The organism is Peteryoungia wuzhouensis, assembly GCF_003205195.1.
GTDB classification, from domain to species: Bacteria; Pseudomonadota; Alphaproteobacteria; order Rhizobiales; family Rhizobiaceae; genus Allorhizobium; species Allorhizobium wuzhouense.
Genome location: NZ_QJRY01000001.1, coordinates 280,185 through 294,363 on the forward strand (window position 1 = coordinate 280,185; position 14,179 = coordinate 294,363).

11 protein-coding genes, 1 tRNA gene and 4 pseudogenes are annotated in these 14,179 nt (G+C 58.7%); 8 read left to right on the forward strand and 8 right to left on the reverse strand.

The features are described from left to right. The first annotated feature begins 88 nt into the window (after nt 1-88). Nucleotides 89-982, forward strand: a complete 894-nt coding sequence (locus tag DMY87_RS01505) for a MerR family transcriptional regulator (protein ID WP_110789521.1) — start codon at nt 89-91, stop codon at nt 980-982. Nucleotides 983-1,110: 128 nt separating this feature from the next. Here DMY87_RS01505 and DMY87_RS01510 read toward each other — a convergent pair whose 3' ends face one another. Next, nucleotides 1,111-2,169: a LacI family DNA-binding transcriptional regulator gene (locus tag DMY87_RS01510; RefSeq protein WP_110790330.1), complete on the reverse strand. Its 1,059-nt coding sequence runs from the start codon at nt 2,167-2,169 to the stop codon at nt 1,111-1,113. A gap of 327 nt (nt 2,170-2,496) precedes the next feature. Then, nucleotides 2,497-2,573: transfer RNA gene (locus DMY87_RS01515), tRNA-Pro, on the reverse strand. A gap of 430 nt (nt 2,574-3,003) precedes the next feature. On the opposite strand from DMY87_RS01515, the gene DMY87_RS01520 reads away from it, so the two are divergent. From DMY87_RS01520 to DMY87_RS01535, 4 genes are all read left to right on the forward strand, one after another. Further along, a complete protein-coding gene (locus DMY87_RS01520; RefSeq protein ID WP_110789522.1) occupies nt 3,004-3,420 on the forward strand; it encodes a hypothetical protein in 417 nt (138 codons plus the stop codon). A 419-nt stretch (nt 3,421-3,839) separates the two neighbouring features. Beyond that, nucleotides 3,840-4,118: a hypothetical protein gene (locus tag DMY87_RS01525; protein ID WP_133252991.1), complete on the forward strand. Its 279-nt coding sequence runs from the start codon at nt 3,840-3,842 to the stop codon at nt 4,116-4,118. 388 nt (nt 4,119-4,506) lie between these two features. After that, entirely contained in the window at nt 4,507-5,073 is a 567-nt protein-coding gene (locus DMY87_RS01530; RefSeq protein WP_205908124.1) for a sugar transferase, read from the forward strand. Nucleotides 5,074-5,092: 19 nt separating this feature from the next. After that, nucleotides 5,093-7,024 (forward strand): polysaccharide biosynthesis protein, encoded by a 1,932-nt coding sequence (locus tag DMY87_RS01535; protein ID WP_110789524.1) that lies wholly within the window; start codon nt 5,093-5,095, stop codon nt 7,022-7,024. Nucleotides 7,025-7,075: 51 nt separating this feature from the next. Here the strand turns inward: DMY87_RS01535 and DMY87_RS01540 are convergent. After that, nucleotides 7,076-7,348 (reverse strand): annotated as a pseudogene (locus DMY87_RS01540) (IS66 family transposase); the annotation flags it as partial. Between the two features lie 331 nt (nt 7,349-7,679). On the opposite strand from DMY87_RS01540, the gene DMY87_RS24330 reads away from it, so the two are divergent. Then, nucleotides 7,680-7,976, forward strand: a complete 297-nt coding sequence (locus DMY87_RS24330) for a transposase (RefSeq protein ID WP_205908125.1) — start codon at nt 7,680-7,682, stop codon at nt 7,974-7,976. Between the two features lie 101 nt (nt 7,977-8,077). Continuing rightward, a pseudogene (locus DMY87_RS01550) lies at nt 8,078-9,180 on the forward strand (IS3 family transposase). A gap of 98 nt (nt 9,181-9,278) precedes the next feature. On the opposite strand, the pseudogene DMY87_RS01555 reads toward DMY87_RS01550, so the two are convergent. Next, nucleotides 9,279-9,509: pseudogene (locus DMY87_RS01555) on the reverse strand (transposase); the annotation flags it as partial. A 64-nt stretch (nt 9,510-9,573) separates the two neighbouring features. Between DMY87_RS01555 and DMY87_RS01560 the strand changes: the two are divergent. Continuing rightward, nucleotides 9,574-9,686, forward strand: a pseudogene (locus DMY87_RS01560) (IS3 family transposase); the annotation flags it as partial. A gap of 42 nt (nt 9,687-9,728) precedes the next feature. Here the strand turns inward: DMY87_RS01560 and DMY87_RS01565 are convergent. The 4 genes from DMY87_RS01565 to neuB are packed head-to-tail and all read right to left on the reverse strand — an operon-like array spanning nt 9,729 to nt 14,168. Continuing rightward, nucleotides 9,729-11,201 carry an aminotransferase class I/II-fold pyridoxal phosphate-dependent enzyme gene (locus DMY87_RS01565; RefSeq protein ID WP_110789525.1) on the reverse strand — a complete coding sequence of 491 codons (1,473 nt, stop codon included), beginning with the start codon at nt 11,199-11,201 and terminating at the stop codon, nt 9,729-9,731. Then, the gene (locus tag DMY87_RS01570) at nt 11,198-11,989 is read right to left on the reverse strand and encodes a formyl transferase (RefSeq protein WP_110789526.1); all 792 of its coding nucleotides are present in this window, start codon (nt 11,987-11,989) and stop codon (nt 11,198-11,200) included. The genes DMY87_RS01565 and DMY87_RS01570 overlap by 4 nt, the downstream gene beginning before the upstream one ends. A gap of 11 nt (nt 11,990-12,000) precedes the next feature. Further along, nucleotides 12,001-13,134 carry a UDP-N-acetylglucosamine 2-epimerase gene (neuC, locus tag DMY87_RS01575; RefSeq protein ID WP_110789527.1) on the reverse strand — a complete coding sequence of 378 codons (1,134 nt, stop codon included), beginning with the start codon at nt 13,132-13,134 and terminating at the stop codon, nt 12,001-12,003. Next, a complete protein-coding gene (gene neuB / locus DMY87_RS01580; RefSeq protein ID WP_110789528.1) occupies nt 13,134-14,168 on the reverse strand; it encodes an N-acetylneuraminate synthase in 1,035 nt (344 codons plus the stop codon). Before neuB ends, neuC begins: the two co-directional genes overlap by 1 nt. Nucleotides 14,169-14,179: the final 11 nt, after the last annotated feature.

The following is a 14,179-nucleotide window of genomic DNA, read 5'->3' on the forward strand; positions in this document are numbered from 1 at the left end:
TTTGATATATATCAAGAATTGCCCGTACACCTCCACGCAAGTTTTCCGAGCTATCACTTAGCCTCGTTGCAAGGAGACGGCGGGACGAATGCATTCGGGTCAAGGCGGAGAGAATTGTGGTCAGGCGCTGCTGAGCCTCGCCGAGGTTCTTTCCATCAGCGGCATCACGAAGCTGGTCCTGCATGCCTGGGAACGCCGCTACGGCATAGAGCCGACGCAACGCAGCGGGACCGGCCGACGCTTCTACACCGCCGAACAGGCCGAACGGCTGCGACTTCTCAAAGTCTGCAGCGATGCCGGGCATCGGATCGGCAATCTGATCACGCTGCCCTTGGACGAACTGCAGCGGATCGAGACCACGCAAATCGAGCGCGAACGGAATGCACCGCTGATCGCGGCCATCCGGGCCATGGACGGGGAGGCGTTTCGCAACCTGCTTCTGGCCCGGGCCGAGAGCGAAGGTCCGGACGTCTTCCTCGACACAACCGCCCTCCCCTTGTTGCGGGACATCGGAAACCTGTGGTCGGAAGACGAACTGTCGATTGCCGCCGAACATCTGGCGACCGCGACGCTCAAGCGGCTGCTCGGAACCATGTTTGACACCAGCCCCCGACCGGGCGCGGACGCTCCCCGCCTGATCACGGCGACACTGTCCGGCGAGGAGCACGAGATCGGGGCGCTCGCCGCCGCATGGATCGCCCGCCTGCATGGGTGGGACAGCCTGTGTCTCGGGCCCAATCTGCCGCCGGAAGAAGTTGCAGCAGCAGCTGAGACACGACAGGCGCGCATGGTGTGCATCAGCGCCGTGCATGGCAAGCCGGCCCGGCTGGAGGCCGGCCTTCGCCAGTTGCGCGGTGCGCTGCCCAGGACGATACGCCTGGTGACGGGCGGACCCGCCTATGCCGCGATGCCGGCACTCGACGGCGTTTCCTACCTGCCGCATTTCGACGCTTTTCGGCAGATGGTCGAAGCCGAACGCTGAGCGCGACTGGTCGTCAGAACCAGGGTCAGCGCAGCCGTGACAGGCGGCAGAGAAAGCCTTCTGCAAATTTAGGGAGACCGGACGACGGGGCCGGCGCGCGATGCCTTGGCGCCGCCAGACCTGCCCGATCAGCCTGTCGGCCCCTTCGGCGCGTTGCGGGCCGTCGACTGGCGGGCGATCAGCTGGAAGCCGAGATCCACCACGGTTGGCGCCTGGCGGCCGCCACCCGTCGCACGGATCAGCATGTCGGCCGCCCGGTAGCCGATCTCGTAGCGCGGCAGGCGCACCGAGGTGAGCGAGGGAAATGCGACGCCGGCATAGTCGAAATCGTTGAAACCGCAGATGCCGAATTCGTTCGGAACGGAACGGCCACGCCTTTGGCATTCGAACAGGGCGCCGAGCGCAAGATCGTCGCTATGGCAGAAGGCAGCGTCCGCATCCGGATGATCGCTGAGCAGGCGATCGAGCAAATGAGCGCCGAGCCCGACGCTGGTATAGCTGTCGATCGACAGGACAAGGGACGGATCGAACAGGCCTTCTGCCTCCAGGACCGACTGAAAGCCTTCAAGACGCCGCTTGGACCTGTTGTCCCAGCTGGCGCCCAGCATGGCGATGCGCCGGTAGCCCTGCTCCAGCAGATGGCGGGTGGCCGCCTCGGCGGCCAGGCGGTGATCGATGCCGACAGCCATTTCCGCCGGCGCGTGGCTGACATCCATGATCTCGACCACCGGACAGGGCGCACGGCGCAGCAGGTCGTCCAGGGCCGAATCATGCTGCAGGCCGACATAAATGATGCCGGCCGGGTTCTGGGAGAAGAAGAAGCGCAGCTTGCGGCCATCGTCATTCCGTCCGTCACCGGGGTTGGCATACTGGATGCGCAAATCGGTGGAGCGAACGCGGTCCTCGATGCCGCGCATGACGGCGATGAAGGCATAGCTGGTGAGACCCGGCGTCAGGACCCCGATCAGGCCGCTGTCCTTGCTGGCGAGCGCCCGCGCCGCCATGTCCGGCACATAACCCATCTGCTCGACGACGCGCAGGATCGTCTCGCGCAGCGCCGGCGACACTTTCTCCGGCTCTCGCAGGGCACGCGATACGGTGATCGCACTCACACCAGCAGCCTGGGCGACATCGGAAAGCGTAACTTTTTCATGGCGGTGACGCCGCCGTCGCGTGCCTGGAATCATGATCGTCAATTTAGCAGATTATTCAACCGATGGTAGGCCAATCTGAAGACATCCCTGCGAATTGACAGATGCCAAACAATAAAGCGACTTCTTAAATACCCGTGCGTGCAATAGGTTGACGCTCTAAATCCCGGGTTAGCTCCACCACGGCTTCGTTATCGAATACAACTGTGGGTCGGACACACCAATATTGCTTGGCTTGCCCGAGCAAGCCGGCGCGGTCATCCGGGGATGGCGCCTGCGGGTCGTCGCGGGACGCATCGCGTCATCTGAGACGGCTACAAATGGCAAAAACGAAAAAACCCTGCCGAAGCAGGGTTTTCAAGCTGGTCGGAGTGGAGTGATTCGAACACTCGACCCCCACGTCCCGAACGTGGTGCGCTACCAGACTGCGCTACACTCCGTGACCAGCGGCGCCTCTATAGACCAGCGATTTTGCGAGTACAAGCAGGGACACGACAAAATCACGACAGAAAGATGTTTTTTTTTCACGGCAGCTATCGAAAGCCCCGTATTTCCAGGATCTTGAGGGATCAAACCCGAGTGCAAACCGGGATGACTTCCTTACTGTCGGCATTCCGCCCGGTCCGCTTCCTCGGAGAATTTGGGGCGTATGGCACGATCGAGGTGTCGCGGACCGGCGCTGTGTGGAACAACCCGGCCTTCCGTTACGTTGCGCAGACGCATCAGCTGGAAATTTTGCGGTGTGCGAACGGCCGGGACAATTTCCCCTGCCGTCGTTTGACGCTAAGGCAGGTGTGGATCGCGCGACCGGCAGCGCGCCGCAGGACCAGGCCGGAAGACCGCACATTCAGGGTGCAAGGGGCAGCAACAATGACATTCCGCAACATGCTGACGGCAGGCCTCATGGCCGCTCTCGGACTGGCAGCCACAGGCTGCACGACCACCGGCGTTCCCCAGAACGAGGTCGAGGCCCGCTGGAACGGCCAGCAGGCCGGCGCGTTCTTCGCCCGGTTCGGACCTCCCGTCACCGACGCCGTTGCCGGCAATTCGACCCTCTATACCTGGCGCGGCGGCAACAAGACCCGCGTGATCCCGGCGACCTACGAGGATCTCGGCAATGGCAAGAAGGGCAAGCTGCTGACCCAGGCGCGCACGCAGTATATGCGGTGCGAAGTGCAGCTGACGGTCTCTTCGGATTACGTCATCCGCAGCATCCGCACCGTCGTCGACCGGCCCGGCATCAATGGCGGCAAGAGCTACTGCGCCGAATTCCTCGCCGCCGACTGAGCCTCCGGCAACCCAAAATTCAAAGCCTCCGGTCCATCACGGGCCGGAGGCTTTTTTGCCCTTACGGGCAGTCGTCATCGATGGGAGAGGACCGGCTGCATGCCGGTGTCAGTCGGTGGAGCCCGCAACGGGAGGACGCCGTGGATGACGCCCTCCCCCGATACGCGAGACTGAAACCGATGCGCTTCTCGACGCTATACCCTGATGGAAGCGGTATGGTTATAGCGAGATCAAGGTTAACACTATCCTTACATACGGTGGATTTTATAGTTAATTTTCCGTGACTTGCGCGCGAGATCGGGCGGCGTGCGGGATTGACGGCCGGCATGGCTCTTCAGGTCCCCCTTGGGGTTTAAATGCGCTCAAATCCGGGAAAAGTCGCGGCTTCGTTTCGATTTCGGCTTGATGATGTTCATGGAATGTTCGCATCTTCTCACATGACCCGGACACTCGATACCCTCGGCAAAGCGCTCCGCCACAACATGCTGGTCGTGGCAACCTGTCGCGACTGCGAACGCCAAGCCCGCTTCCTCGCCCGCGACCTCGCCGCCTTCTACGGCCAAGGTCGCGACCCGCATTCGCTGAAATTCCGCTGCACAGCGTGCGACAGGCACAATTGCAAGATCACGCTGATGGAGAGTCCTTACGATCGCACACCCGAGACGGTCGTCTGGCGGCCGGTCAAGGTGAAGCTTTGAGGGATGGGGGGATTAAAAAAGGGGATCAACGGCTGACGGTGTTTTGCCGGGCAGTCGGTTTCAAGTCCGTGGCTTCGGTATGAGGGCCGCACGGTCACAAGAGGACGTGGCTGGGGCGCCAGGATTTCCAGCTAAGAAATTTCCGCCTTTGCAAGCCCTTGAGGTGGTCGCTAATTCCAATTCAACTAAAATGCCATTACGGCAGTCCTTTACGACAATTCGTGACTACAGTCCGGTATCATTTTGCGTGGGCAGCATCGTCGCGAAAATCGACGAGGGAAATCTACGGGACAAGAACCGATTTATGCGTTCAGCGCTGGCGATTTGCAGCGATCTGCCGTAATGACGCGGCATCGAGTTTCGTAAGTTCAGTTCGGGCCAGTCATTCATGTTTTTGAAGCGAACATGCGACATCGTCGGCGTCCTCCTGGCGCTGATTATCTTTGCCGTGCCAATGGCCATTGTCGCGCTCGCCGTGCGCGCCACGTCACAGGGCCCCGTGCTCTATTGGTCGCAGCGCGTGGGCCGCGGCAACGGCATGTTCTCGATGCCGAAATTTCGCACCATGCGAACCGACACGCCTGTCGTTGCCACGCATCTTCTTGGTGATGCAGCACGACATCTCACGCCTATCGGCAGTTTCCTGCGCAAGACAAGCCTGGACGAACTTCCGCAGCTCTGGTGCATCCTGAAGGGAGACATGAGTTTCGTCGGTCCTCGTCCGGCGCTTTTCAATCAAGACGACCTCATCGCCGCGCGCACGGCTAGGAATGTGCATTCGCTACTGCCGGGGCTCACAGGTTGGGCCCAGGTGAACGGCCGAGATGAATTGACAATCCAGGATAAGGTCACATTCGATGCCGAGTATCTTGAACGTCGGAGCTTCCTTTTCGATTTGCGCATTTTAAGCCTGACCGCCATAAGGGTAGTGGGCGCGGCCGGCGTCCAGCATTAGTGAGTTCATTGGTAGGATCATGTTAGCTTCCGATTGGATTAATCAGCCTCTGGTCAAGCGCATCAGAGAGAAGATTATCAAGGCGCCCCGCTTCTGGAAGCGAGCCGTCATGATGAGCCTTGACGTCATTGCCTTGATAATCGCCCTGTGGGCGAGCTATGCTATCCGGCTGTCCGTGTGGACGCCGGCTATTACGAGCGAGCGCCTGATTCTTGCTGCCTTCGCTCCTATAGTAGCTATACCCATATTCATTCGGCTAGGTCTCTATCGATCCGTGATCCGCTATCTGCCAGAAGCTGCGATCTGGACCATCATCAAGGCAATGCTGATCGCCACAACGAGTTGGGTCATCATCATCTTCCTGATGGAGATGGCAGGCCAAGGCATCGTACCTCGCTCTGTCCCCTTCCTTTATTTAATTCTCGGAACGCTCCTGATTGGCGGTACGCGCTTTGCCGCCAAATGGATCCTTATGTCTGGCACGGGTCTGCGTCGTGACGAGGAGCCGATCTTCATCTATGGCGCAGGACCCGCAGCAGCCCAACTCGCACGGGCTCTTAGAGGCCACGGCAATCGCTATGTGATGGGGTTGATCGATGACGACTCCGCCAATCACGGGCGGGATATCGGCGGTTACCGCGTCTTTCCGTCCAGCGACCTCCCGTCACTGGTTGATCGCTACGGCATTCAGGAAATTGTTCTCAGCATGTCGTCCATACCCATGGACAAGCGCCAGGCTGTGCTTGCTCGCGTCACTGGTCTGGGCGTGAAAGTGCGCAGCCTACCAGATATCTCGGATCTCGTGGACGGCCGCTACATTGTCAACCAGATTCGAGAGATAGAGATCGACGAACTCCTCGGCCGCTCTTGCGTGCCGGCCGACGCGGGACTGCTCGACCAGGCACTCGCCGGCAAGACTGTCATGGTCACCGGCGCGGGCGGCTCCATCGGCTCAGAACTCTGCCGCCTGATCATTCGCCGTGGGCCGGAAAAGCTCATTCTCTTCGAAGCGAACGAATACGCACTTTACCGGATCGAACAGGAGCTTTTGGCTACAGGAAATCATGCGGTCGTACCGGTCCTCGGCTCCGTGACGGACGCCAAGACGGTAGCGCGAGCCATTCAGACACACAATGTTCAAGTGCTGTATCACGCTGCAGCCCACAAGCATGTTCCACTTGTCGAAGCGAATGTTCTCGAAGGGATCCGCAACAACGTCTTCGGCACGCTGACCGTGGCGACCGTCGCTGCTACGCAGAAGGTTGAGCACTTTGTCCTGATTTCATCCGACAAGGCAGTCCGACCGACCAATGTCATGGGCGCGACGAAGCGCTGGGCAGAACTTGTCGTGCGGCAAATGGCGATTGAAGCGCGGGACAAACAGAAGAAGCAAGTCTTCTGTGCCGTTCGCTTCGGCAATGTCATCGGCTCGAACGGTTCGGTTGTGCCCTTGTTCAAGCAGCAGATCGCCAAAGGCGGGCCGGTAACGATCACCGACCCGGACATGACCCGTTACTTCATGGCGATTCCTGAAGCTGCAGAGCTGATCGTCCAGGCTGGGGCTCTTTCAGCAGGCGGCGACGTCTTCCTGCTGGATATGGGCGAGCCCGTGCGCATAGGAGATCTTGCGGAAAACATGATCCGGCTCGCGGGTTTCAATATTCGGGATAGCAAGAATCCCGATAATGGCATCGCCATTGAGGTGATCGGCAAACGGCCGGGTGAAAAGCTCTTCGAAGAGCTTTTCTACGATCGTAAGAATGCCAAGCCGACCCGTCATCCGAAGATTATGCGCGCCGATTCCGCAGCTATCGCCAGTTATGATATAGCCTCCTGGCTCCGCAAACTTGAACATGAAATCGTCGCGGAGAATGAGGAACAGGCTAGGAAAGTATTGTTTGCGCTGATTTCGACCGATGAAAGCGCCGGTCAAGCAGTTGCACATAGCTGACGATCGAAAGAATGGATGTAAGCGGTCAACGACAGCGTTGGGGCTGAGTTTCCATGGCATAAGCGCCCGGATATCGGCTTCCGGCCAACTTTGAGCGATGCGGGTCAATGTCTGGGATAGCCAGTGGAGCGGATCGATGCTGTTCATTCTGGAGGTCCGAAGCAAGGCGGCCAGCGTGGCCCATGTGCGTCCACCGCTCTCGTTTCCGGCGAATAGACTGTTCTTTCTCGTAATTGTTTGAGGCCTGATCGAGCGTTCGACAATGTTTGAGTCGATTTCGATACGGCTGTCCGTCAGGAAGCGTTCGAGCGCCTCGCGTCTGGTGAGCGTGCGGATTCCGGGAATGACCGGACAGTCTAGGCGGTCCACCGATGCCTTTGGGTCGGCAACCTTGGCGTGTATTTCCTCGTGACGAACGAGGAGATGTTGATGCCGGCGAAGAGAAGGCTGACGATGAGACAACTACGACAAATGCTTCGGCTTTGCGCGGACGACGCGAGCGTGCGCGATGTTGTCATGATGCTGGGGCTTACCCGCAGCACGGTGCAGGATAACCTTGAGCGTGCGAGAGCGGCCGGACTGAGCTGGCCCTTACCGGGAGACCTGACGGACGCAGTCATCGAGCGCCGGCTATTCTACCGACAGGGCGTCAAGCATGGCCTGCGTCGGCGGGGTGGAACCCGATTGGAGCGCGCTGGCGGTCGAGCTGAAGAAGCCGGCCGTGACCCTAAAGATCCTTTGCGAGGAATATCGCGCGATTCATCCTGATGGCTACGGCTACAGCCGGTTCTGCGAGCTGTTCCGCAGTTTCGTGCAGCGGCTTTCGTCCACGATGCGCCAGAAACATGTTCCCGGTGACAAGGTGTTCATCGACTATTCCGGCAAGACGCTGCCGATCGTCGACGGCAAGACCGGTGAGACCGCGAGGCGGAGATTTTCCTCGGTGCTCTGATCCCTGCTCTGATCTGCTCTGTGCTCTGATCCCCAAAAACTGGACCGTTCATAACTGTAGTTTTCCGCGGTATTTTCCCGGCTGGGAATAGGAGCGGAAGCATGAAGGCATCGAAGTTCTCGGACGCCCAGAAGGCGTTCATTTTGAAGCAGGGCGACGACGGCGTGCCGGTGGCAGAGATTTGCCGGAAGGCGGGGATCAGCCAGGCGACGTATTTCAATTGGCGCAAGAAGTATGCGGGTCTGCTGCCCGATGAGATGCGTCGATTGAAGGCTCTGGAGGATGAGAATTCCAGGCTGAAGAAAATTGTCGCAGACCTAACTCTGGACCGGGAGATGCTGCAGGACGTCATCCGCCGAAAGCTCTGAGGCCTGTTCGGAAGCGCAAGCTGATCGACGGGATGCTGGTGGACTGGGGCATTTCGATCCGACGGGCCTGCAAGGTCCTGAAGTTCGATACATCGACCTACCACTACAAATCTCGCCGCACCGGACAGGCCCCCCTCGAAAGACGCATCAAGGAGATTTGCGAGACACGTGTGCGGTATGGCTACCGCCGCGTCCATGTGCATCTGCGCCGAGATGGTTGGAAGATCAACATGAAGAAGACACGCAGGATTTACAGCGAGTTAGGACTTCAACTGCGCAACAAGCATCCCAAGCGCCGGGTGAAGGCAAAGCTCAGAGACGATCGCTAGGAGGCTGCCGGGCCGAATGATGTCTGGGCGATGGATTTCGTTCACGACCAGCTCGCGACTGGCAAAAAGCTGCGCATCCTGACCGTGGTCGACACGCACTCGCGTTACTGCCCGGCCGCCGACGCACGCTTCACCTACCGGGGCGAGAATGTCGTCCAGACCCTGGAAGGCATCTGTCGGAAGACCGGCTATCCGAAGACGATCAGGGTAGACAATGGCAGCGAATTCATCTCCCGTGATCTCGACCTCTGGGCTTATGCCAACAACGTCACCCTGGACTTCTCACGGCCTGGCAAACCAACTGACAACGGCTTCATCGAGGCCTTCAACAGCAAGCTGCGGTCGGAGTGCCTGAACGCTCATTGGTTCCTGACACTTGCGGATTCCCGCGAAAAGTTGGAGACTTGGCGCAGGTACTACAACGAGGAACGTCCTCACTCGGCGGTCGGATATAATGTCCCGATCGCCCTACATAATCCCGGTGGCGCAACCAGCCAGCCATCGTGATCAGAGCCGGAAAACTCCAGCTTCCGGCGGTCCAAGGTTTGGTCCCAGAGCAGAAAACCCAAGACTCTCCCGAAATTTGGAGGGAAGTCGGGTCTCAGGTCATCGAGCATCGCGTCCGCCAGGAGCCGCTTCAGCTTCGCGTTCTCGTCTTCCAGCGTCTTCAGCCTCTTGGCTTCGGACACGTCCATGCCGCCGAACTTCGCTTTCCATTTATAGATGCTGGCATCGCTGACACCGTGCTTGCGGCAAAGCTCCGAGACCGGCGTGCCCGCCTCGTGCTCCTTCAGAATGCCGATGATCTGTTCGTCGGTGAAACGGTTGCGCTTCATTCTCTGGTCCTCTCGATGGCCAGAGCTTACTTCAAAATGGATTACTTTAACGGGGCAAGGCCACCGTGTCCGCTATGATTATCGTCGTGTACATGTACTCCTGGAACGCGAAGGTCGAAGCGACGGGGCAAAGCCAAGCTGCGGGAAGATCGGCAAATGGCCGTTAGACCGAACGATGGTCAGTTGCAGCTTCCGCCCAATTAACCGCTGTCCTCTCAGCTATGTGAAAATCCTCTTGATTGTATCTATAACGCGATCAAGTTGGCTACTAGTCATGTTCGAGCTTGACGGAAGACAAATGCCCCGTTCAAACAAATCATCAGAAACGGAACTATTGCCAGCGGTAAAGTACCTAGTCCCCGCAAAGACAGGTTGTAAGTGCATTGGCTTCCAAACTGGCCGAGCTTCGATAAGTTCGCTAGCGAGCCGTTGTATTAGCTCGGTGCTGGATATCGCTGCATCTGCAGAAATGGTTGCGGTAGTAAGCCAACGATTCGAGAAACTCCACTCAGGTTCCGGCATCCATTCTAGGCTTTGAAGACCCGCCAGACCCTCGCGATACTGATCGAAGATTCTACGTCGTCTTTCCACCCGAGATTTCAGGACATGGAGTTGCCCTCGCCCGACGCCAGCTAGTATGTTACTCATTCTGTAGTTGTAGCCCACTTCGCTGTGTTGATAATAAGGTGCAGGATCACGCGCCTGAGTCGCAAGAAAACGCGCACGATCAACTATCTCCCTATCATCCGAAATCAACATGCCGCCGCCAGAAGTCGTGATGATCTTATTACCATTGAAGGAGTAAATACCAATTTTGCCAATTGTACCGCTATGACGTCCTTTATAGGTTGCACCAAGTGATTCTGCAGCATCCTCAAGGATCGGAACATCGTATGAGGAACAGATTTCCCGAATCGGATCCATATCTGCGCTCTGACCGTAAAGATTCACTACGATTACAGCCTTAGGACTCCATCCCTCGGATGCGGCGATCGCGAATGCACGCTCAAGCGCTGTTGGACACATGTTCCAGCTACTCATCTCTGAGTCGATGAAGACCGGCTCGGCTCCTTGATAAACGATGGGATTGGCACTCGCGGCAAAGGTAAGTGTGGAGCAGAAGACCCGATCTCCGGGGCCAACTCCGAGAAGACGGAGGCCGAGGTGGATGGCGGCCGTACCTGAGGAAACAGCGGCCCCGTGGGCCGAACCGACAAAAGTGCACAACTCAGTCTCGAAGGCATCAACATTTGGGCCAAGCGGCGCGATCCAGTTTGTGAGGAAGGCCTGTTCAACGAATTCCCGCTCGGCATCGCCGATATGCGGCGTCGATAACAGGACCTGCTCGTCGATGTCACGGCGGAAGATCACGTCCACCACAACACCGTCCACCCCGATGACCGGAAGGCTGTGGATTGCGTGACGGTTCATCAGCTCCAACGCGTCCCGCCGGCTCATGCCCTCGCTCGCCGTATGAGACTTGATCGCCTGAAGCAGGTCCAGGCGATCCGTGAGTGCGCTCCCCTCAAGGATTAGCCGGCGCAGGTCCCCATCGGTAATGGTGCGCTCGAAACGCCTACCCTCGCCTACGAGTGTGAGGATGCCGCATCCACTCCTTTCAAGCTTGGCGAGGGCTTCCTTTAGCGTGGACCCGGACGTGACCTCGAGGGCCGACAGCAGATCCTTGTTCATGTCTTCACACTCTCTTTCGCTACCGAGCTGAAAAGGCTGCTCGAGTTGGGATCGGCGAGCTGCTGCAGCAGCGTCCGATCGACCAGCGAGTACCTCTCGCCGTTGATAGTGACAAAGGCGCCGTCATAGGGCGGATACCAGAAAGCCCGAATCTTCCGAGCGACGTCGTCGCCCGGCTGAATTTCCTTCATCGCCTCCATCTCCACCCGCGAGACATAGCGCCCGCCCTTGTTTGCACTCGTCGGCAGCCTTGCATCGGTGGCAACTGTCGCGCCCACGACTCGCAGAAACTGCTCATGGATGCGCTTCATGCATACGAGCTCCAACGAGCGAACAGTCTCCGCCTCCTGGTCAATGACGAAGCGGTCAACCTCGATGATCTCACCTGTATCGATATGTTCGTCCATGTAATGAGCGGTGACGCCCCATTCGCTGAGGCCATCGAGGATCGCTAAATTGTAGCCGGCGGTACCTTTGTATTCCGGCAGGGGCGCCGGATGGAAGTTGATCGCTCCCAACCGCGCGTTCGATAGGAGCCCACCACGCATGCGCCGCCAGTATAGAACGGATAGCACGAGATCGAATTCCAGCTCGCCCGAATCTGCCTTCTCCAGCGTCTGCTTGAAATCGAGAATCGGTACCGACAGCGCCTCGGCCACCCGCGAAGTAGGCGATACCGCGAGGTGATTGTCGGTCAACACGCCCACGACCTCAACTTGCTCCATCGCGCTGAGGGCAGTCAAAAGGTCCGCGGAAACGCTCTTACGGCCGGCAAACAGTACCTTCATGCGATGTCTCCTCAGAAGGAATTGACTTTCGAGAGCGTGGCTGGTCCTAGATCGATGCTCTTGAGGGTGCGGGTAATAGTCTCGAAGGCTGTACCTTTTCCGTATACGTTCCGGCGCGACAGCTTTCCAGCGCTGAGCGCTTCGCCGAGCGCCACTTCAAGAGCGCCGCGGGACAACGCGACGTCTTTCACATTGTCGTTCCGCAGCCGCAGGTTCTGCCGCGTGCCGACATTAATAACGGGCGTGCCGAAGGTAGCGGCTTCGATTATGCCGCTGCTCGAATTACCGATCATCACGTCACAAACCGCCATCCAAGAGACAAAATCGCCGCGCGGTAAATGCGGCAGGATGAGAAAGCCCTCGTGCGAATCATAACGCTTGAGGGCATACCGCACCTCGTCCGCACCGGCGTCCGAATTGGGCGCGATTATAACTGCTTGTAAGCCCCTCGCCTGTAGCGCCTCGACGATTGAGACCGTGTCATCGAAGGCCGTTACTTGCTCCTGGAGCACCGGATGGAAGACCATTAGAGCGGTCGGCCGAGCGGGATCGAGACCGTATTCGCCGGCAAGCGCCGCGCGATCCTTGCTCGCCAATTCTGTCAGGCCGTCAAGGCCCGGCGCGCCAGAAACGAAGATACGGGACGGGTCCTCACCCATGCGGGCGAGGCGGGTCGCCGCATCGTCCGAAGTTGTGAAATGGATGTGTGAAAGCTTGGAAATGGCATGACGGACCGGCTCGTCCACCGTGCCTGACCGCTCGCCGCCGTGTACATGTGCGCAAGGAATGTTGAGATGCAGTGCGCTGATGGCACCCGCAAGCATCTCGCCGCGATCTCCGAGCAAAAGCACTACGTCCGGCCGCTCGCGCTCCATAACGTCGGTGAAGCGGATGACCATCTCGCCAAGATTGCGCGCCATGCCTGCACCAGTGCTGGTGTTAAGGTCCACTGGCACTTCGGCAGCGATCCTCAGGCCCTCGGCAACGATCTCTTTGACCGTAGATCCATAGATGGGAGAGAGGTGCATGCCGGTTATTAGGATCGAAAGCTCGAGAGCGCTATCGGCATCTATCTCCCTCAACGTGCGCGCCATAAGACCGAAATCCGCACGAGTCCCTGTGACATAGAGGATCTGGCGCTTCATCAAGCAAGGTCCTCCCAGGTCAGCAGAACCCGGGGTTTCAAGTCCCGCGCGGCCTTCATGCCGAGGATCTTCTCCGCATGAACGGGTGCTATGCCCGTACCCGGCCGCAGGAAGATGAGGTTTTCTCTTGTGATTGTCTCGCCAGCGGCAACCGGCCGGCTCAGGCTGGCGCTCTTGCGCACAACGTCGCGCACTGCCAATTCGGAAGCGTTCGGTTTCTTAACGCCGTCGCCAAGCGCACCTTCAACGATGCGGATTTGCCTCACCATGTCAGAAAGTTCCCGCGGCTCGAGCGAGGCCTTATGGTCCGGTCCCGGCAGCGTGCGATCGACGGTGAAGTGCTTTTCGACGACAGACGCGCCCAAAGCGACCGCCGCGACCGCGACGGTGAGGCCTTCGGTATGATCCGAATAGCCGACGGACGTGTTCACGGTCTTGGCAATTGTCGCCATGGCCCGCAGGTTTGATTCCTCGGTCTTCGCGGGATAGTTAGATGTGCAGTGCAGCACCGTCAGGTCGCCGGGCCGTTCCCGATGGCCGGCCGCCGCCCATTCTTCGCGCACGCAGGCAACCGCATCGACAACCTCTTCCAGCGTTGCCATGCCGGTCGACAGGATGAGTGGCAGCGCCGTTTGCGCGCAGGCGCGCAGGAATGGTAGGTTGCTGATCTCGCCGGAAGGTATCTTGACGCGGTTTATGCCCAGGCCGCACAGGTATTCTAGTGCTTCCTCGTCAAAGGGCGTCGACATGAATTCGATGCCGAATTTGGCGCAATGCGAAATCGCAAGATGGTGCATTTCATCGCTGAGTTCCAGCTTGCGCAGCATGCTGTGCTGGTCGCCCTCGCCGGTCTCACGCTTCTGATAGGTGGCGGTATCGGCACCGGGCATGGCGAGACGGTCGGCATTGAAGGTTTGAAACTTGATCGCGTCGGCCCCGGCCTCAGAGGCGATCTCGACAAGCTTTTTCAGAAGCTCTGGATTGCCGTTATGATTCACGCCCGCTTCGGCGATGATAAAAACCTTGTCTTGCATCGTTATTGTCG